General features: G+C 68.2%; 16 protein-coding genes and 1 tRNA gene. 7 read left to right on the top strand and 10 right to left on the bottom strand.

The genetic code is table 11. The features are described from left to right. Positions 1 to 20 precede the first annotated feature (20 nt). From D514_RS21980 to D514_RS21970, 3 genes are all read right to left on the bottom strand, one after another. Positions 21 to 1,055 (bottom strand): ribose-phosphate diphosphokinase, encoded by a 1,035-nt coding sequence (locus D514_RS21980; protein WP_017828424.1) that lies wholly within the window; start codon positions 1,053 to 1,055, stop codon positions 21 to 23. Positions 1,056 to 1,061: 6 nt separating this feature from the next. Continuing rightward, a complete protein-coding gene (glmU, locus tag D514_RS21975) occupies positions 1,062 to 2,492 on the bottom strand; it encodes a bifunctional UDP-N-acetylglucosamine diphosphorylase/glucosamine-1-phosphate N-acetyltransferase GlmU (RefSeq protein ID WP_017828423.1) in 1,431 nt (476 codons plus the stop codon). Between the two features lies 1 nt (position 2,493). Continuing rightward, a tRNA-Gln gene (locus D514_RS21970) sits at positions 2,494 to 2,565 on the bottom strand. Positions 2,566 to 2,676: 111 nt separating this feature from the next. Here D514_RS21970 and D514_RS21965 point away from each other — a divergent pair. Genes D514_RS21965 through D514_RS21955 form a run of 3 tightly spaced genes read left to right on the top strand, consistent with a single transcriptional unit; the run spans position 2,677 to position 4,648 of the window. Beyond that, positions 2,677 to 3,150: a GNAT family N-acetyltransferase gene (locus tag D514_RS21965; protein WP_017828422.1), complete on the top strand. Its 474-nt coding sequence runs from the start codon at positions 2,677 to 2,679 to the stop codon at positions 3,148 to 3,150. A gap of 30 nt (positions 3,151 to 3,180) precedes the next feature. Beyond that, entirely contained in the window at positions 3,181 to 3,675 is a 495-nt protein-coding gene (locus tag D514_RS21960) for a MarR family winged helix-turn-helix transcriptional regulator (RefSeq protein WP_017828421.1), read from the top strand. A 19-nt stretch (positions 3,676 to 3,694) separates the two neighbouring features. Continuing rightward, entirely contained in the window at positions 3,695 to 4,648 is a 954-nt protein-coding gene (locus tag D514_RS21955) for a pseudouridine synthase (protein ID WP_201764747.1), read from the top strand. On the opposite strand, the gene D514_RS21950 is transcribed toward D514_RS21955, so the two are convergent. The 6 genes from D514_RS21950 to D514_RS21925 form a co-directional block, all read right to left on the bottom strand. Further along, a complete protein-coding gene (locus D514_RS21950; protein ID WP_017828419.1) occupies positions 4,635 to 5,294 on the bottom strand; it encodes a methionine ABC transporter permease in 660 nt (219 codons plus the stop codon). The two genes, D514_RS21955 and D514_RS21950, sit on opposite strands and share 14 nt — an antisense overlap. Then, complete coding sequence (locus D514_RS21945) at positions 5,294 to 6,337, bottom strand: methionine ABC transporter ATP-binding protein (RefSeq protein ID WP_017828418.1); 1,044 nt, start codon at positions 6,335 to 6,337, stop codon at positions 5,294 to 5,296. The genes D514_RS21950 and D514_RS21945 overlap by 1 nt, the downstream gene beginning before the upstream one ends. Positions 6,338 to 6,437: 100 nt before the next feature. Further along, entirely contained in the window at positions 6,438 to 7,349 is a 912-nt protein-coding gene (locus D514_RS21940; protein ID WP_017828417.1) for a MetQ/NlpA family ABC transporter substrate-binding protein, read from the bottom strand. A gap of 81 nt (positions 7,350 to 7,430) precedes the next feature. Next, entirely contained in the window at positions 7,431 to 8,408 is a 978-nt protein-coding gene (locus D514_RS21935; protein WP_017828416.1) for an NADP-dependent oxidoreductase, read from the bottom strand. Positions 8,409 to 8,473: 65 nt separating this feature from the next. Beyond that, positions 8,474 to 10,258: a Na+/H+ antiporter gene (locus D514_RS21930; RefSeq protein ID WP_017828415.1), complete on the bottom strand. Its 1,785-nt coding sequence runs from the start codon at positions 10,256 to 10,258 to the stop codon at positions 8,474 to 8,476. Between the two features lie 40 nt (positions 10,259 to 10,298). Then, positions 10,299 to 12,122 (bottom strand): ABC-F family ATP-binding cassette domain-containing protein, encoded by a 1,824-nt coding sequence (locus tag D514_RS21925; RefSeq protein WP_017828414.1) that lies wholly within the window; start codon positions 12,120 to 12,122, stop codon positions 10,299 to 10,301. A gap of 92 nt (positions 12,123 to 12,214) precedes the next feature. Here D514_RS21925 and D514_RS21920 point away from each other — a divergent pair, with 92 nt between their 5' ends. Further along, a complete protein-coding gene (locus D514_RS21920) occupies positions 12,215 to 13,141 on the top strand; it encodes a spermidine synthase (protein WP_144052913.1) in 927 nt (308 codons plus the stop codon). Between the two features lie 16 nt (positions 13,142 to 13,157). Here D514_RS21920 and D514_RS21915 read toward each other — a convergent pair whose 3' ends face one another. After that, complete coding sequence (locus tag D514_RS21915; protein ID WP_017828412.1) at positions 13,158 to 14,273, bottom strand: DUF998 domain-containing protein; 1,116 nt, start codon at positions 14,271 to 14,273, stop codon at positions 13,158 to 13,160. Positions 14,274 to 14,387: 114 nt separating this feature from the next. Here D514_RS21915 and D514_RS21910 point away from each other — a divergent pair, with 114 nt between their 5' ends. The 3 genes from D514_RS21910 to D514_RS21900 all read left to right on the top strand — a co-directional run bounded on the left by D514_RS21910 (position 14,388) and on the right by D514_RS21900 (position 16,726). Then, on the top strand, positions 14,388 to 15,344 hold the full coding sequence (locus tag D514_RS21910) for a helix-turn-helix domain-containing protein (RefSeq protein ID WP_017828411.1): 957 nt from the start codon (positions 14,388 to 14,390) through the stop codon (positions 15,342 to 15,344). Positions 15,345 to 15,523: 179 nt separating this feature from the next. After that, positions 15,524 to 16,312: a MoaF C-terminal domain-containing protein gene (locus tag D514_RS21905; protein ID WP_017828410.1), complete on the top strand. Its 789-nt coding sequence runs from the start codon at positions 15,524 to 15,526 to the stop codon at positions 16,310 to 16,312. A 24-nt stretch (positions 16,313 to 16,336) separates the two neighbouring features. Beyond that, positions 16,337 to 16,726, top strand: coding sequence for a nuclear transport factor 2 family protein (locus D514_RS21900; RefSeq protein WP_017828409.1), 390 nt, complete (start codon positions 16,337 to 16,339; stop codon positions 16,724 to 16,726). Positions 16,727 to 16,752: the final 26 nt, after the last annotated feature.

Raw genomic sequence — 16,752 nt, 5'->3', positions numbered from 1 at the left:
GGCTGTGCCGTGACGATGCGTTACGCGTCGCCGCCGAACATGCTCGTCACGGAGCCGTCCTCGAACACCTCGTGGATCGCGCGTGCGAGCAGCGGGGCGATCGGGAGGATGGTCAGGTTGTCCCAGCGACGCGATTCGGTGAGCGGGATCGTGTCGGTGATCACGACCTCGTCGATGGACGAGTCCTGCAGCCGCTCCGATGCCGGATCGCTGAAGATCGCGTGCGTCGCCGCCACGATGACGCGGTGGGCGCCGTTCGCCTTGAGCGCCTGGGCCGCCTTGACGATCGTGCCGCCGGTGTCGATCATGTCGTCGACGAGCAGGCAGGTGCGGCCGTCGACGGCACCCACGATCTCATGCACGGAGACCTGGTTGGCGACCTTCGGGTCGCGGCGCTTGTGGATGATCGCGAGCGGAGCGCCGAGGCTGTCCGACCACGTGTCGGCGACACGCACGCGGCCCATGTCCGGCGACACGACGGTGAGGATCTCCCGGTCGGCCGGCGACAGGGTGCGCTCGAAGTAGTCCAGGAGGACGGGCTTGGCGAACAGGTGGTCGACGGGACCGTCGAAGAACCCCTGGATCTGCGCCGCGTGCAGGTCGACGCTCATGACACGGTCGGCGCCTGCGGTCTTCAGCAGATCGGCGACGAGGCGGGCACTGATCGGCTCACGGCCGCGGCCCTTCTTGTCCTGACGCGAATACGGATAGTACGGCGCGACGACGGTGATGCGCTTGGCCGACGCGCGCTTGGCGGCGTCGATCATGATGAGCGTCTCCATGAGCCACTCGTTGACCGGTTCGCCGAACGTCTGGATGAGGAAGAGATCCACGCCGCGGATCGACACCTCGAAGCGGGCGTAGATCTCACCCGATGCGAACGTGCGGTGCTCCACCGGTGCGATCTCGGTGCCGAGCGCCTCGGCGACGGCTGCGGTGAGCTCGGGGTGCGAACGACCGCCGGCGACGACGAGCCGCTTCTTGGTCTTGGCGATGATCCCGGGGGCCACGCCGTTGTCGCGATCCAGATCGACCGTCTTCTTCTTGCGCGCCATGTCCGCCTATTCCGCCGAATTCTCGCGGGACGCAGCATCCGCCGCGCCCGTCCCTGCTCTGTTCTTCTCGACCCAGCCCTCGATGTTGCGCTGGGGCGCGACGCTCATGGCCAGAGCGCCGGCGGGGACGTCCTTGCGGACGACGGCGCCTGCACCGGTCTTCGCACCGGCTCCCAGCCTAACGGGCGCGACGAGCACCGTGTGCGACCCGGTGTGCACCTCGTCGCCGATCTCGGTGCGGTGCTTGTTCACGTCGTCGTAGTTGGCCGTGATCGTGCTCGCGCCGAGGTTCACGCCGCGCCCGATCGTGGCGTCGCCCACGTACGAGAGGTGGGGCACCTTGCTGCCTGCGCCGATCTCGGCGTTCTTGGTCTCGACGTAGGCGCCGATCTTGCCCTTGGCGCCCAGGACCGTGCCGGGGCGGAGGAACGAGAACGGGCCCACCGTCGCCTCGGCGCCGATCACGGCGAGAGTGGCGTCGGTGCGGCGGACGATCGCATCCTCGCCGACCTCGCAGTCGACCAGAGTCGTGTCCGGACCGATGACGGCGCCGGAGGCGATCGCCGTGGCCCGCAGGATCTGCGTGTTCGGGAGGATCGTGACGTCGGGCGCGAGCGTCGCGTCGTCATCGATCCAGGTGGTGGTCGGGTCGATCACGGTGACACCCTCGAGCTGCCAGCGGCGCACGATGCGCTGGTTGAGCAGACGACCGACCTCGGCCAGCTGAGCACGGTCGTTGACGCCGAAGGTGACCGAGATGTCGGAGACGACCGACGCCGCCACCCTGTCGCCGTCGCGGCGCAGCAGGCCGGGGACGTCGGTCAGGTACATCTCGCCCTGAGCGTTGTCGACGCCGACCCTGGGCAGGTAGTCCCGAAGCGTCGCAGCACGGAACACATACATCCCGGCGTTGATCTCGCGCACGGCTGCCTCTTCGGCGTTGGCGTCCTTCTGCTCCACGATGCGATCGACGCCGCCGTCGGCATCGCGCACGACGCGTCCGTAGCCGGTCGGATCGTCGACCAGGGCCGTCATCAGCGTGGCCGGAGCACCCGAGGCGCGGTGCTCCGCGAGGAAGGCGGAGAGGGTGTCGGCATCGGCCAGCGGGCAGTCGCCCGAGAGCACGAGCACGTCGCCGTCGAAGTCGGCGGGGAGAGCGTCCACGGCCACCTGCACCGCACGTCCGGTTCCGGGGATGTCGTCCTGGTCGACGAACACCGCATCCGGGTAGTCGGCCTGGAGAGCTGCGACAACCTGGTCGCGCTCGTGCCGCACGACCACCTCGACGTGCGCGGCCTGGAGCCGCCCCGCCGTGGTGAGGACGTGACCCACCAGCGGACGACCGCTGATCGGGTGCAGCACCTTCGGCAGGCGCGACTTCATGCGGGTGCCCTGGCCTGCGGCGAGGACGATGATGGCGAGATTGTTCCCAGTCATGCTCCGCCGCCAGGACTCGAACCTAGACCTAACAGCTCCAAAGGCTGTCGTGCTGCCATTACACCACGGCGGACCGCGCCGCCCCGAGGACGCCGCGGGGACAAGTCTGCCATGCTCCGACCCCGGATCCGCTGACACCACCGCTCGTCATCCGTCGGAAACACGGCTCTGGGATGCTGACGAGATGAGCATCGTGATCGAGCGGGTGGAGACCGCGAGCCCCGCCCTCGCCGAGTTCCTGGTCGCCCATCACGCGGAGATGGAGCACACGGCACCGGCGGAGAGTCGTCACGCCCTGGTGTTCGAGCGACTGCTCGCCCCCGGTGTGCGGCTGTTCGCCGGTCACCTCGACGGCCGCCCCGTGTCCACCGGAGCGCTGGTAGCGGTCGAGGACGCACACGAGGAGATCAAGTCCATGCGCACTGACCCCGCTCTGCGCGGACGCGGCCTCGGACGCACGATGCTCGGCTTCCTCCTGGCGGATGCCGAGGCCCGCGGCATCCGCCGGATCTCCCTGGAGACCGGGAGCGTCGACTTCTTCGCCCCGGCACGAGCCCTGTACCACGCGGTCGGCTTCCGTGAATGCGGACCGTTCGGCGGCTACACCGCCGACCCGTACAGCACCTTCATGACGCTCGATCTGCCCCCGCGTCCGTGATCGCCGACCCGCACACGCGATAATGGGCGGATGAGCGAGGCGGATGAGGTCGACCGGATCGTGGGCGCGTGGAACACCCAGCGCCCCGACCTCGACTTCTCGCCCCTCGAGGTCCTCTCCCGGATGGATCGTCTGTCGCGACACCTCGACCGCGCCCGCCGTGATGTGTTCCGTCGCAGCGATCTGGAGCACTGGGAGTGGGATGTGCTGTCGGCGCTGCGCAGGGCCGGCACGCCGTTCCAGCTCTCCCCCAAGCAACTGCTGCAGCAGACACTGGTGTCCAGCGGCACCATGACCAACCGGATCGACCGTCTCGTCGGACGGCGCTTCGTGCGTCGCGAGGCAGACCCCGGTGACGGCCGCAGTGTGCTGGTGACGCTCACCGACGACGGCCGCATCCGTGTGGATGCCGCCATCACGCGTCTGGTCGACGTGGAGGCGGATCTGCTGCAGGCCCTCTCCCGCTCGGACCGGGATCGCCTCGCGGGACTGCTGCGCAAGCTGAGCCTGAGCTTCGACTCGTGACCGGCCGCATCTGATGGGCATGCCCTCCCCCCTCCCTGTGCGCGACGGCGTGGGAGCCACTCGACTGCACGTGCCGCTGACCGGGCCGTGGCCCACCGCCGCGGCCTACATGGTCGAGCGCTTCTTCCACCTGGATCCCGAGCGTCTGCTCGCGCGGTTCGACCGCGGCGAGATCGTGCGGGCCGACGGCTCCCCCGTCCCTCGCGACGCCCCGCTGGGCAGCGTCGAGTTCGTCTGGTACTACCGCGAACCCGCTGTCGAGACGCGGATCCCCTTCGAGATCGAGGTCCTGCACCAGGACGAGCACCTCGTGGTCGTCGACAAGCCGCATTTCCTGCCGACGACTCCCGGCGGCAAGTTCCTGCAGAACTCGGCGCTGGTGCGCTTACGCAATCTCCTCGACAATCCCGACCTGGCGCCGATCCACCGCCTGGACCGTGCGACCGCCGGGCTGCTGATGTTCTCGACGCGGCCGGCGACCCGCGGTGCCTACCAGCTGATGTTCGAGAACCGGCACGTGCAGAAGGTCTACGAGGCGGTCTCCGCACTCCCCGAGGGCGGCGGGCTGCCCTCGTTCCCCCTCGTGTATCGCAACCACATCGAGAAGCCGCGGGCCCAGGTGCGGGTGCAGGTCGACGACTCCAGGGAACCGAACGCCGAGACGCTGATCGCGCTGATCAGCAGCGACGATCGCGTGGTGCACACCCTGCTCAGACCGCACAGCGGAAAGATGCACCAGCTGCGCGTGCACCTCGCGGCCCTCGGCATCGGCATCCTCAACGACAGGTTCTACCCCGAGCTGCTCGATGACCTGCCCGACGACTTCGACCGCCCCCTGCAACTGCTCGCGCGGGAGCTGCGGTTCGTCGACCCGCTGAGCGGCGAGGAGCGGGTGTTCACCACGCGGCGCACGCTGCAGCACGCGCCCCCCGGCGAAGATCCCGTCGGCGAAGATCCCGTCAGCGGCGCATGACTTTGCGCGCCAGGCGCGTTCCGAGCGTCTGGGCCACGTGCACGAAGACGACGATGAGCAGCACGGCCGCCCACATCACCACGGGCTCGAACTGACGACGGCCGTACGTCAACGCGAAATTGCCGAGTCCGCCGGCGCCGATGTACCCGGCCATTGCGGTCATGTCGATGAGCGCGACGATGACGAAAGTGTATCCGAGGATGAGCGGGCCCAGTGCCTCCGGGATCACGACGGTGAAGAGCGTGCGCCAAGGGCCCGCTCCCATGGCGCGGGCAGCTTCGATCACTCCGGGCGACACCCCGACGAGGTGCTGCTCGACGATACGACCGATCGCGAACATCGATGCCACGACCAGCGCGACGATCGCGGCGTTCGTGCCGATGCCAGTGCCCACGATGAAGCGTGAGAACGGGATCAGCACCGTGATCAGGATCACGAACGGGATGGGGCGGAAGAAGTTGATGAAGAGATTCAGCACCGCGGAGACAGCGCGGTTCTGCAGCATCCCTCCCGGCCGAGTGAGGTACAGACCGACGCCGATCAGACCACCCAGCAGGCCGCCCAGCACCAGCGTGAGAGAGACCATGTAGAGAGTCTCGACAGCAGCCGTCCAGAACTCCGGCCCCAGCTCGATGAGACGATCCATCAGCGCACCTCCTCGCTGTCGATGTCGGACACGTCGACATGTTGGGCGATGCTCGCGAGCGTCCGCTCGATGACTCCGTCCTCGCCGCGGATCGCGAGAGTGAGGTGCCCGAAGGCCCGCCCGCGGATGTCGTTGATTCCCCCGAACACGAGCTCGAACTCCAGTCCCGCATCGGCGAGCTGAAGAAAGACCTGCGCCTGGGACGGACCGCCGTCGCGGAACGAGAACGTCACGAGGCGTCCATCGTGGCGCTCGCGGAGCACAGCACGTTCGGACGGAGACGGTACCCCCTTCACGACCGTGCCGACGAAGCGTTGCGACGCCGCGTGTTGCGGGTTGGAGAAGACCTCGAACACGTCGCCTTGCTCGATGACGCGACCGCGGTCCATGACGGCGACCTTCGTCGCGATCGTCTGGATGACGTCCATCTCATGCGTGATGACGACGATCGTCACGCCCTGTTCCTCGTTGACCTTCTTGAGCAGCGACAACACCTCGTGCGTGGTCTCCGGGTCGAGCGCGCTGGTCGCCTCGTCTGCGAGGAGGATCGCCGGCCTCGTGGCGAGGGCGCGGGCGATGCCGACGCGCTGCTTCTGACCGCCGGAGAGCTGCTCGGGGTACGACCGCGCCTTGTCACTCAAACCCACGAAGGAGAGCAGCTCGGCGACTCGCGCCTCGATGTCGGGCTTCGACCATCCGGCGAGCTTGAGCGGGTACCCGACGTTCGCCCGCACGCTCTTCGAAGAGAAGAGATTGAACTGCTGGAAGATCATTCCGATTCCGCTGCGCACGCGGCGCAGCTCCCGCTCCGTGAGAGCGGTGATCTCCACATCGTCGACGGTGATACGCCCCTCGGAGGCAGGCTCCAACGCGTTGATGAGACGCACGAGGGTCGACTTGCCGGCCCCCGAATAGCCGATGATGCCGTAGACGTCACCCTGATCGATCTGCAGCGTGACGTCGTCGACCGCCGTGATCTGCTCGTCGGCCGCCGCCGGGGATGGGTATTTCTTCGACACATTCTCGAGGGAGACGATCGGCATGGGGTGCTCCGGTCTTGAGAGGGGAGAAGGGCGTGGTCGACCTGAAGATGCGGAATCGGGCGACGCGCATGCGTCGCCCGATTCTCTCAGGTCACGTTGATCAGCCGTTGGCGGCAACGTCCTTCCGGACATCCTTGAGCAGCGATGCAAGCTCGTCGGCTGGAGTCTGAAGCGTCACGCCGGTGCCGCCCGACGACTTCGCCAGGCCTTCCTGCACGCCCTTGTCGGTCTGGAAGATCTCCACCAGCTTGAGGTAGGTCTTGTTGTCGACGTCTTCAGCGCGCGACGCGAAGATGTTCACATACTGCAGCGCGCTCGGGTCCTTGGGGTCGTCGGTGAAAAGCGCGTCATCGAACGAAAGCCCTGCGTCCTCCACGAAGTCGTTGTTGATGACGGCCGCTGCGACATCGGGCAGGGCTTCAGGGGTGAGGGCCGCTTCCAGCGCTGTGACCTTGACCTTGGACTTGCTCTCATCGACGTCAGCGAGATCCGAGAACGCGGTACCGCCGTCCTTCAGATCGACGAGCCCCGCGGCCTGCAGCACCAGCAGCGCCCTGGCCTGGTTCGAGGCGTCATCGGGCACAGCGACGGTCTCTCCTTCTGGGATGTCCTTCACGGAGTCGTACTTCGTCGAGTAGAGGCCCAGCGGGTAGATCTGCGTCGAACCGATCGCGGCAAGGTCATCGCCCGACGCCTCGTTGTACTGCGCCAGATACACGATGTGCTGGAACTGGTTGAGGTCCACCTCGCCCTCGCTCAGCGCGGGGTTCGGAAGCTCGTACGAACCGAAATCGACGAGCTCGACGGTGATGCCCTCCGCCGCAGCCGCATCCACGAACGCGGGCCACTGCGGATCGCTCTCGCCGACGACGCCGATCTTGACGACCTCGTTCTCCGACGATCCCTCACTGCCGGATCCGGCATCGGACGACCCCGTGGCGCACCCGGTGAGTGCGACGAAGAGCGGGACCGCGGCGAGCGCGGCCAGGATGGAAGTGGTGCGGCGTGACATGTGAAGGAGTTCCTCTCTTGGGGGGACTCGAATACGTTAGGCAGGCCGCGCGACGCACGCGGAATCGAGTGTCACACGGCGTCACAGCGGGCGCGAGGAGCGCGGTGCGCGCAACGCCAGCTTTCCCACGTAATGGCCTCGCAGCGCCCGGTGCGCCGTCACGATGTCATCAGCTTCGAACACCTGCGCCACGTGCGGGGCGATGAGACTGGACTCGATGACCTCGTTCAGACGCTGCAGCGCCTCCCGGCTGCGGTCGCCGTCGTAGAACGACACGCGTTCGACGAGGTCGGCCGACGGCGGCGGATTCACGCCGTGCGCCCACGCGATGCGCCCCGTCGATGCCACCCCGCGCAGCGCATCCTCGGCCGCCCGACCTCCGGCGGTGACGAGTGCGCCGTCGAGGCCATCCGGAGCGAAGCTCTCGATGGCCGCCAGCACGTCGTCCCGCCTACCGTCGACGGCGGCATGGGCACCGAGGCCTCCGGCCAGCGATACCCCGTCCCGTCCTGAGGCCACCGCGAGGACCCGGAGCCCGCGATGCTTGGCAAGCTGCACGGCGAGATGCCCGATCCCCCCGCTCGCACCGAAGATCATCACCGCGTCGCCGGGTCTGGCATCGATCACGTCGAGTCCGCTAGCGGCGGTCAGTGCATCCCAGGCGAGAACACCCGCCTGCTCGTTCGTGAGGCGTTCGGGTACGAGTGCGACGTGTTCCTCATCGACCACGGCGTACTCGGCATAGAACCCCCCTCTCGGCACGGGCATCGACGCCGCGTAGACGCGGTCTCCCCGCGTGAAGCGCGTGACCTCGGCGCCGACATCCTCGACGATTCCCGCACCTTCCCATCCGAGGATGTAGGGGAACGCCGAGGGGACGCCGAAGGACCCTTCGAAGTGGCCTTCGCGCTCGACCCGATCCCAGGACCCGACGCCGGCGACATCGACGCGGATGAGCACGTCGCTTTCCCCCACCGTCGGAGTCGGAACGGAACGCCCGCGCAGCTCGGATTCATCGCCGAACCGGTCGAGAACGATGGCTCTCATGGTCGTGGACATCGCACTCCTCGTCTTCCTCGGCGGGGTTCGCCGATCGTCGTACCGGGGCTCGCTGCCGCCGACGTTCAGTCGTACTCCTCGATCCCCTGCAGGCGCACCTGCTCGAGGTCGAGGCGGGCTGAGATGCGGCGCACGACGATGTCATCGACGGTGCCGGAGCCGCGCAGCCCCAGCAGCACCTCGCGCTTGCGGTCGATGAGGGCGAGCTTGAGTCTCGTGTGCTCGTCGTGGCGGATCAGCGGCGAGCGCTGGGCGAGATCGACGTCCGCCGAAGTGGCGATGATCTGCAGCACCCCGCCGTCGGTGGCGTCGGCCGCCGCGATCTGCGCGGTGCCGCCGTCGGAGTCCTGATCCGCTCCTGGGGCGACGGGGCGGGTCGGTCCCGCGGTTCCGGCGCCGAGCGGGTCGGGTTCGCCGAGCATCTCGTCGAGCGCATCGGCCTCCGCGTCGACCAGAGCCTGCTCGCGGGCCAGGGCACGGGCGTTCGCGACCTCGAGCATGCGATACCCCTCGGACCGCACGTGGTCGAGCACCTCCTGCCCGACGCCGTGCTCGGAGGCGAGGTCGTCGAGAGCGGCGAGCGCCGCCCCGGAGATCGCCCGCTCCGCGAGCTCGTACTCCTCGTCCTCGACATGATCGACGGGGAACCGCGCCCACCGCACGATGGCGGGCAGGAGCGGACCCTGCACGAGCAGACTCAGGAGGATGACACCGGCGGTGACGAACACGATCTCATCGCGTCCGTTTACGGCCCCGCCCTCGGTGACGGCAGCGGGGACCGACAGCGCGATCGCGAGTGACACGGCACCGCGCATGCCGGCGACCGTGGAGACGACTCTGGCCCGTGCCCGAGCGCCGGGAGCCGGACGAAGGCCGGCCGGACGCTGGACGAGCACGTTGAGCAGTTGGAACAGATAGCGCACGACCAGCAGCGTCACCCACACCGCGAGGGTGAGGAGCACGAGGCGCCCGATCGCCGCCGCCGAGATCTCGTGCACGACGTACTGCACCTCGAGGCCGATCAGCACGAACAGGGCGCCGTTGAGCAGGAAGACGCCGAACGGCCAGGCCGCATCCGCCTGCCGTCGCGACGAGGCGGTCGTGACACGAGGCGCCACGTAGGCGACGATGAGTCCGGCCACGACGACCGCGAGCACACCGGAGGCATGCACCATCTCCGCGACGAGGAACGCCGTGAACGGGATCAGCAGCAGAGCGACGTTGATCACGATCGTCGACGATGTGCGCCGCAGCAGCAGATAGCCGAGGCCGGCGACCACGACGCCCCCGGCGATGCCGCCGACATACGACAGCAGCACGTCGAGCGTGACCGACAACGGGGTGATCTGACCGCCGAGGGCGAGCGACACCGCGATCGCGTAGAGCACCAGGGCCGTGCCGTCGTTGGTCAGGCTCTCGGCCTTGAGCTTCATGAACATGCGGCGCGGCAGCAGGCGCCCGAGGGCGGCGACGGCCGTGGCATCGGGGGGAGCCACCGCAGCCCCGAGGATGAGGGCGATCTCCCACGGCATCCCGAACAGCACCCCGATGCCGGCGACCGCGAACGCCGAGGCGACCACGAGCACGGTGCTCATCGGGAGGATGTAGCGGAAGTCCCGCCGGATCGACCGGAGTGACGTGGTGAGACTCTCCCAGAAGAGCATCACCGGCAGGAACAGCAGCAGCACCGTCTCGGGCGGCAGCTGCACCTCGCGCAGCTGCGGCACGAAGCCCAGCAGCAGCCCGAAGATGACCAGGACGAGGGGCAGCGCGAGACGCACGCGCGGGGCGATAAGGGTTCCGACGAGAATCGTGAGTCCGAGCAGGACTGTTACTTCGAGGCCTTCCATCCCTACCTCCCAACAGCGTTGGGAGAAGGATATTCCTCCGTCAGCCGATCTCCTCGGTGAGTTCGAACCAGCGCAGCTCCAGCTCCTCGATCTCGGCCTGCTGCTCGCTGATCTTCTTCATCCGCTCGCCGAGACCCTCGTAGTCGGACTGGTCGTGGTCGGCCAGCGCGGTCTTGGCGGCGTTCACCTGCTGCGTGAGCTTCTGGATGCGTCGCTCGAGGGCGGACACCTCCTTCTGCGCCGTGCGCAGGGCCGCACCGTCGAGCCCCGTGGCGGTCGCCGTCGCCGTCGCCGTCGCGGCGGCCGTCGCGGTCTGTTTCGACCCCGTGGAGGCCTGAAGGTGGCGCAACCGCAGGTACTCGTCGACCCCGCCGGGCAGGTGGCGCAGGTGACCGTCGAGGATCGCGTACTGCTGGTCGGTGACGCGCTCCAGGAAGTACCGGTCGTGGCTGACGACGAGGAGCGTGCCTGACCAGGAGTCGAGAAGATCCTCGATCGCGGCGAGCATGTCGGTGTCGAGGTCGTTGGTCGGCTCGTCGAGGATCAGCACGTTCGGCTGGTCGAGCAGCACGAGCAGCAGCTGCAGACGGCGCTGCTGGCCACCCGAGAGGTCCTTGACCGGAGTGGAGAGCTGGGCGGAGTCGAACCCGAGCCGTTCGAGCAGCTGCCCAGGAGTGAGATCCTGCGCCTTGGAACCGGCCCCCATCGTGTACGAGGTGCGAAGGCCCGAGATGATCACGCGCACCGGGTCGTTCCAGTGCTGGGTGAGCTCGTCGAGCCGCTGCGTGAGGGTCTGCACCTTCACGGTCGTGCCGCGCTTGACGCGGCCGACCGTCGGCTCCACGGTGCCGGAGATGAGTCCGAGCAGCGTGGACTTTCCGGCACCGTTCACGCCGAGGATGCCGGTGCGCTCGCCCGGCGCGATGCGCCACTCGATGTCGCGCAGCACGACCTTCTCGCCGCCGTCCGCCGTCGGGTAGGTCACACCGACGTCGAGGAGATCGACCACGTCCTTGCCGAGCCGCGAGACGGCCAGCGACTGCAGCGAGACCTTGTCGCGGATCTCGGGCACGTCGGCGATGAGCTCGTTGGCCGCGTCGATGCGGAACTTGGGCTTCGCCGTGCGGGCGGGAGCGCCGCGGCGGAGCCATGCGAGCTCCTTCTTGGCGAGGTTCTGACGCTTCGCCTCGGTCGCGGCCGCCATGCGATCGCGCTCGACGCGCTGCAGGATGTACGCCGCGTAGCCGCCTTCGAAGGGTTCGACGATGCGATCGTGCACCTCCCAGGTCTCGGTGCTGATCTCGTCGAGGAACCACCGGTCGTGGGTCACGACCATGAGGGCCCCCGAGTTCGGCGACCAGCGCTTCTTGAGGTGCCCGGCGAGCCAGGTGATCGCCTCGACGTCGAGGTGGTTGGTGGGCTCGTCGAGCGCGATGACGTCCCAGTCCCCGGTGAGGAGCTTCGCGAGCGAGACCCGGCGCCGCTGCCCACCGCTGAGGGATCCGATCTCCGCGTCCCACGGCAGGTCGGTGAGCAGTCCTTCGATGACGTCGCGCACGCGCGCGTCACCCGCCCACTCGTACTCCGGGGTGTCACCGACCACCGCTGCGCTGATCGTGAGATCGTCCGGCAGGTTGTCGGCCTGATCGAGCACGCCGATCCGCGTGCCTCCGCGCACGGTGACGCGGCCGGAGTTCGGCTCCTTGATGCCGGCCAGCATGCCGAGGAGGCTCGACTTGCCGTCGCCGTTGCGGCCGACGATGCCGATGCGGTCGCCCTCCTCGATGCCGAGGGTCACGGAGTCGAAGACGACCCTGGTCGGATATTCGAGGTGGAGCGCCTCAGCGCCGAGAAGATGTGCCATGTTCCTTCCAGGGTAGCCGCGTGCGGGGATCCGGCCCGCCGTCGCCCGGCAGGGTGACCTCCGACCGACGTCGCCCGATCTAGGATCGACGGGTGCCAAGGAATCGACGGGTGTTCTCGCTCATGCTCGACAATCGCAAGGCGAAGCTGATGGAGTCGAAGAGGCGACCCGGTCGCTTCGAGCTCAGCGTCGATGGGATTCCGCAGTCCGTCGTCTCGATGACCGAGCCCACCTCACTCGAATACGCCTACATCCAGCACATCGCCAGAGCGATCGATGCCGCGGCCGAACCCGGTGCACCGCTGTTCACCGTGCATCTGGGGGCCGGAGCACTCACGCTCGCACGTTACGTCGAGGCCACGCGTCCCGGATCGCCTCAGCTCGCGGTCGAGTTCGAGCCCGCTCTCTATGCCGCGGTGATCGCGGCGCTGCCCCTGCCCCCCGGTGCTGATCTGCGAGTCATCTTCGGCGATGCGCGAGCGGTCGCCGACGCGGACCTTCTGGACGGGAAGCGACCGTCGGCGCCGCCATCCCCATCCTCGGCGCTCGTCGCGGCGGCATCCGGCAGCACCGCGGTCGACACCGATTGGGTGGATGCGCGCTTCACCGTCGTCGATCTGTGGGATGCCGCGGTCATCCGGCATCGCGTGGCCAGCCAGGAGTTCTACCGCCGCGTCGCCGCGCGCTCCGCAGCAGGGGGAATCGTGGCGGTGAACCTGCTCGACGGGCACCCGTTCGAGTACTCACGACGACAGGCGGCCACGCTGAGCTCCGTGTTCGAACACATCGCGGTCGTTCTCGATGCAGAACCGGAAGATGACGAAGGGCCACTCGGCAACGTCGTCATCTTCGCCAGCGATGAGCCGCTGGACGTCGTGACGGACCCCGACCTCCTGGGCTCACCGCGACCGCACATGCTCCACGACGATTCCCTGACGTCATGGATCGCCGAAGCGCGCATCATGACCGACGCCGACGGCACGGACTCCCCCGACCCCGACGACCCGATCTGGGACTAGGGCGAGAAGGATTCCCTCAGCTCGCCTCCGCTGACGCACCGTCCGTGACGGCGGGGGCTGTGACCGACCCCGCCGTGCGCAGGAAGACGATGATCCAGCTGAAGATCAGCACGGCCGCGATCAACTCGACCGCGGTGAGGTTGTAGTAGCCGACCGCGAAGAAGGCGGCGAGCAGGACGATCACCAGCACGTAGATCCATCCGAAGGCCACGAACACGCGAGGGATGGTCGGCAGGAACCACGGCAGTCCGACCACGACGATCCCGAACACGACGGCCATGCCCGTCGCGACGGTGTTGTGCAGGAGGAAGAACTCGTCCACGGGGAAGATGCCGACGCACGCGAGGAAGATCCCCATCAGGATCAGACCGCCGCGGACCATGAAACGCCCACGACGCTCGTCGGCGCTCTCGGCCGGGAGCCCCGCTGTCGCGTACCGGGAGATCGTCGTGATCATGACACCGGCGATGACGAGCGTCACGTTGAAGGCGACCGATGCGCTGTTCGTGCTCATCCCCAGGGCCGAGAGGTTGTCGCGCCACCAGTGCACGTCACTGGATGCGAGCATGCTGGCGAATGCGCCGACCACGAGGAACACCGCGAGCACCAGCGACAGCACCATCGGGGTGAGGGCGACGGCGCTGAGGAACGAGACGTATCCGGTCAGTGCGAAGGCGACCGCCACCAGGATCGCGCCGGGGAACGGGAACACCGGAGCGTCGGTGAAGCTCCGTTCGAGGAGCTCCGCGATGCCGAGCCAGCCCAGATACGCGATCGCCGCGTGGGCGAAGGCGATGGCGGTGAGGTCGTACCATCGCAGCCGATCCCCCGGCACGCTGAATCCGTCGCGTGCCTGCTGCGGGTTCGGCTGCGCCGGTCGCACCGCGACGCGTCCGAGGGCGAAGGCGATCACCGCGGTGATCGCGCCACCGTATGCGGCGAAGACCCCGATCGACCCGCTGCCGCTGATCGCCAGCTCGTGGCCCCAGAAGACCGGGAGTCCGATCACGAAGCCCGCCACGAAGAAGCCGGCACCGACGATCAGCGCTGTCGCCTCGAAGACGGCCTCCGCCGTCTCCGGACCGCGCACCTGACGCAGCACCTGCATGACCCTGCTCGCGAGCGCGTTCATCGTCGTCCTTCCCGACCACATCATAGGAGCGGAGCACTTCGGCCGCAGCCGGTGGTAGCATCACGGAACGGATCGTATACAACGTCGTCGTTCCACCACCCGAGGTGATCAGTCATGAACGGTGCACCCGCTGCTCCTGCCGAATCGGTATCGACTCTCGTCGCGCGCAACATCAGTGATTTCCGCGCCGCGGTCTCCGAGTCGTTCGTCCCGCTGCAGGTCTCCACGGCAGGGCCCGACCACTTCCGCGGCGTCATCCGCGGCGCGTCGGTCGATGAGGTCCATGTGACAGAGGTGCGCGCCACCTCGCACGTCGTGGAGCGCACGCCCGAGCTGATCGCCCGCAGCGACCGGTCGTACTTCAAGCTCAGCCTGATGCTCGCCGGCACCGGTCTGCTCATCCAGGACGACCGGGAAGCCGTGCTCCAGGCGGGTGATCTCGCCGTGTACGACACCGATCGTCCCTACTCGCTCGTCTTCGACGAGGGGTTCCGCACGATGGTCGTGATGTTCCCGAAGCACCTCATCAGCCTGCCCCCCGACGTCGTCGGCCAGCTCACCGCCGTGCGCATCTCCGGCCAGGAGGGCCTGGGCGGCATGGTGGTGCCGTACCTGACGCAGCTCGCCGGCAACCTCGACCAACTCGCCGGCACCACGGGAGCCCGCCTGGCCCACAGCGCCCTCGACCTCGTCTCCACGGTCTTCACGCGCGAGCTCGGCCTCGACGGCGTCTCGGCAGATCCGCACCGGGCCCTCGTGCAGCGCATCCGCTCCTACATCGACCGCAATCTGGCGTCGACCGACCTCGGTCCCGCCACGATCGCCTCGGCCCACTTCATCTCCACCCGCCATCTGCACGGGCTGTTCCAGGAGCAGGGCGTCACGGTGTCGACGTGGATCCGCACGCGTCGCCTCGAGCAGTGCCGGCGCGACCTGCTCGACCCCATGCTCGCGGACCGGCCCGTCGCCGCGATCGCCGCCCGCTGGGGCTTCGTCGACGCCGCGCACTTCAGCCGCGCATTCAAGTCGGCGTTCGGCATCTCCCCCAGCGAGTACCGCGCGGCGCACTGAGTCGCCGCGCGCCGAGAGCCACCGCTTGCCCGGTACGGCACGCCGGTTGACTCTCGGCGCGCGATGGGTGCCGCGATCTTGAGCGCCGGGCGGCGCCGGACGGAGCATGAGGCAAGCGCATCGCGACGACGCGGTGCCCGGGGCGAAGAGGCCCTGCCGCGTGCGACGTCTGGACCCGCATGACCGACATCACGACCGACCCGGCCCTCGACGAATGGCGCACCTACGACGAGTTCGCCGCCGGAATCGACACCTTCCGCCTGCCGAGCATCCTGCTGGCCGGAACGTCGCTGACCCTCACGCTCGACGACGGCGGTACCCTCGCGCTCCGCTTCGACGAGGACGCCGTGACGTGGGAGGGCCTCGGCACCTCCGGCCGGGACCCCTACGACGCCGTCCGCGTGCGCGACGACGTGGTGTTCGTCAACATCCCGTTCGAGAGCCGTGAACGCGAGGCGCTCACCCTCGTGGTCTCCTCCACCACGAATCGCGCGACCGTCATCCGCTCACGCATCGCGGCAGAGGCCGTGGAGGGCACACCGCAGGTCGGCCAGGACTTCTGGGCGGCGACGACGGATGCGGGGCCGGTCACCGGCGAGGTCCCCGGTCCCAGCCGCGATCTGATCGGCAAGCGCAACATCTACCGCTACAGCCCGCACCACCTGTACGAGCACGTGTACGTGTCGAGCCAACGCTACGCGTGGCAGTGCCTCGAGGGCGTGCAGCGCGGTCACGGCGACATGGACCTGTCGACGGTGTGGAAGTTCGCCGACGGACTGTATCTGTTCTGCTTCCGCGAGTTCCGCATCGCGGTCGCGAGCGTCTGGCTGCACGACCTCGGCTACCAGCTGATGACGACAGGGATCTTCCTCGGACTCAACGGCGACGGCGATTCCGAGCACTCGCGGGCCGGCGGCCACATCTATCCGCTCGGGTCCGTCGCCTACCCCGACGCACAACCCGTCTGACCGACGACGAGAAGAGGACACACCATGGGCAACGCCGACATCATCCGCGAGCACTACGCGGCGAGCGACCGCGGCGACCTCGACGGGATGCTCGCGCCGTTCGCGCCCGACGTGCGGTGGACCGAAGCCGCTGGCTTCCCCTACGCGGGGACGTACATCGGTCCCGATGCCGTCGCCGCGAACGTCTTCCGACGGATCCAGGAGGACTGGGATGACTACACCGTGGCGATCGACGAGGTCATCGACGCGGGCGACGTGGTCGTGGGAATCGGCACCTACTCCGGCACGTTCCGGCGCACCGGGCGGTTCTTCACCGCGCGGGTCGCCCATGTCTGGCGCCTGACCGACGGCGAGGTCGTCGCATTCGAGCAGTTCACCGACACCGAGCTCGTGGCTCGCGCCCTGCGCGACTGAGTCCCTCACCTCCAGCACCACCCGAA

The sequence above is a fragment of the Microbacterium sp. UCD-TDU genome, assembly GCF_000340625.1.
Lineage (GTDB): Bacteria > Actinomycetota > Actinomycetes > Actinomycetales > Microbacteriaceae > Microbacterium > Microbacterium maritypicum.
Note: the sequence above shows the minus strand (reverse complement) of the source record. Positions and strands in the feature narration are given on the sequence as shown.

What these genes read in the sequence shown, in the direction of transcription:
- D514_RS21980 (WP_017828424.1), bottom strand. Translation starts at nt 1,055, where the DNA reads ATGGCGCGCAAGAAGAAGACGGTCGATCTGGATCGCGACAACGGCGTG.
- glmU (WP_017828423.1), bottom strand. Translation starts at nt 2,492, where the DNA reads ATGACTGGGAACAATCTCGCCATCATCGTCCTCGCCGCAGGCCAGGGC.
- D514_RS21965 (WP_017828422.1), top strand. Translation starts at nt 2,677, where the DNA reads ATGAGCATCGTGATCGAGCGGGTGGAGACCGCGAGCCCCGCCCTCGCC.
- D514_RS21960 (WP_017828421.1), top strand. Translation starts at nt 3,181, where the DNA reads ATGAGCGAGGCGGATGAGGTCGACCGGATCGTGGGCGCGTGGAACACC.
- D514_RS21955 (WP_201764747.1), top strand. Translation starts at nt 3,695, where the DNA reads ATGCCCTCCCCCCTCCCTGTGCGCGACGGCGTGGGAGCCACTCGACTG.
- D514_RS21950 (WP_017828419.1), bottom strand. Translation starts at nt 5,294, where the DNA reads ATGGATCGTCTCATCGAGCTGGGGCCGGAGTTCTGGACGGCTGCTGTC.
- D514_RS21945 (WP_017828418.1), bottom strand. Translation starts at nt 6,337, where the DNA reads ATGCCGATCGTCTCCCTCGAGAATGTGTCGAAGAAATACCCATCCCCG.
- D514_RS21940 (WP_017828417.1), bottom strand. Translation starts at nt 7,349, where the DNA reads ATGTCACGCCGCACCACTTCCATCCTGGCCGCGCTCGCCGCGGTCCCG.
- D514_RS21935 (WP_017828416.1), bottom strand. Translation starts at nt 8,408, where the DNA reads ATGTCCACGACCATGAGAGCCATCGTTCTCGACCGGTTCGGCGATGAA.
- D514_RS21930 (WP_017828415.1), bottom strand. Translation starts at nt 10,258, where the DNA reads ATGGAAGGCCTCGAAGTAACAGTCCTGCTCGGACTCACGATTCTCGTC.
- D514_RS21925 (WP_017828414.1), bottom strand. Translation starts at nt 12,122, where the DNA reads ATGGCACATCTTCTCGGCGCTGAGGCGCTCCACCTCGAATATCCGACC.
- D514_RS21915 (WP_017828412.1), bottom strand. Translation starts at nt 14,273, where the DNA reads ATGAACGCGCTCGCGAGCAGGGTCATGCAGGTGCTGCGTCAGGTGCGC.
- D514_RS21910 (WP_017828411.1), top strand. Translation starts at nt 14,388, where the DNA reads ATGAACGGTGCACCCGCTGCTCCTGCCGAATCGGTATCGACTCTCGTC.
- D514_RS21905 (WP_017828410.1), top strand. Translation starts at nt 15,524, where the DNA reads ATGACCGACATCACGACCGACCCGGCCCTCGACGAATGGCGCACCTAC.
- D514_RS21900 (WP_017828409.1), top strand. Translation starts at nt 16,337, where the DNA reads ATGGGCAACGCCGACATCATCCGCGAGCACTACGCGGCGAGCGACCGC.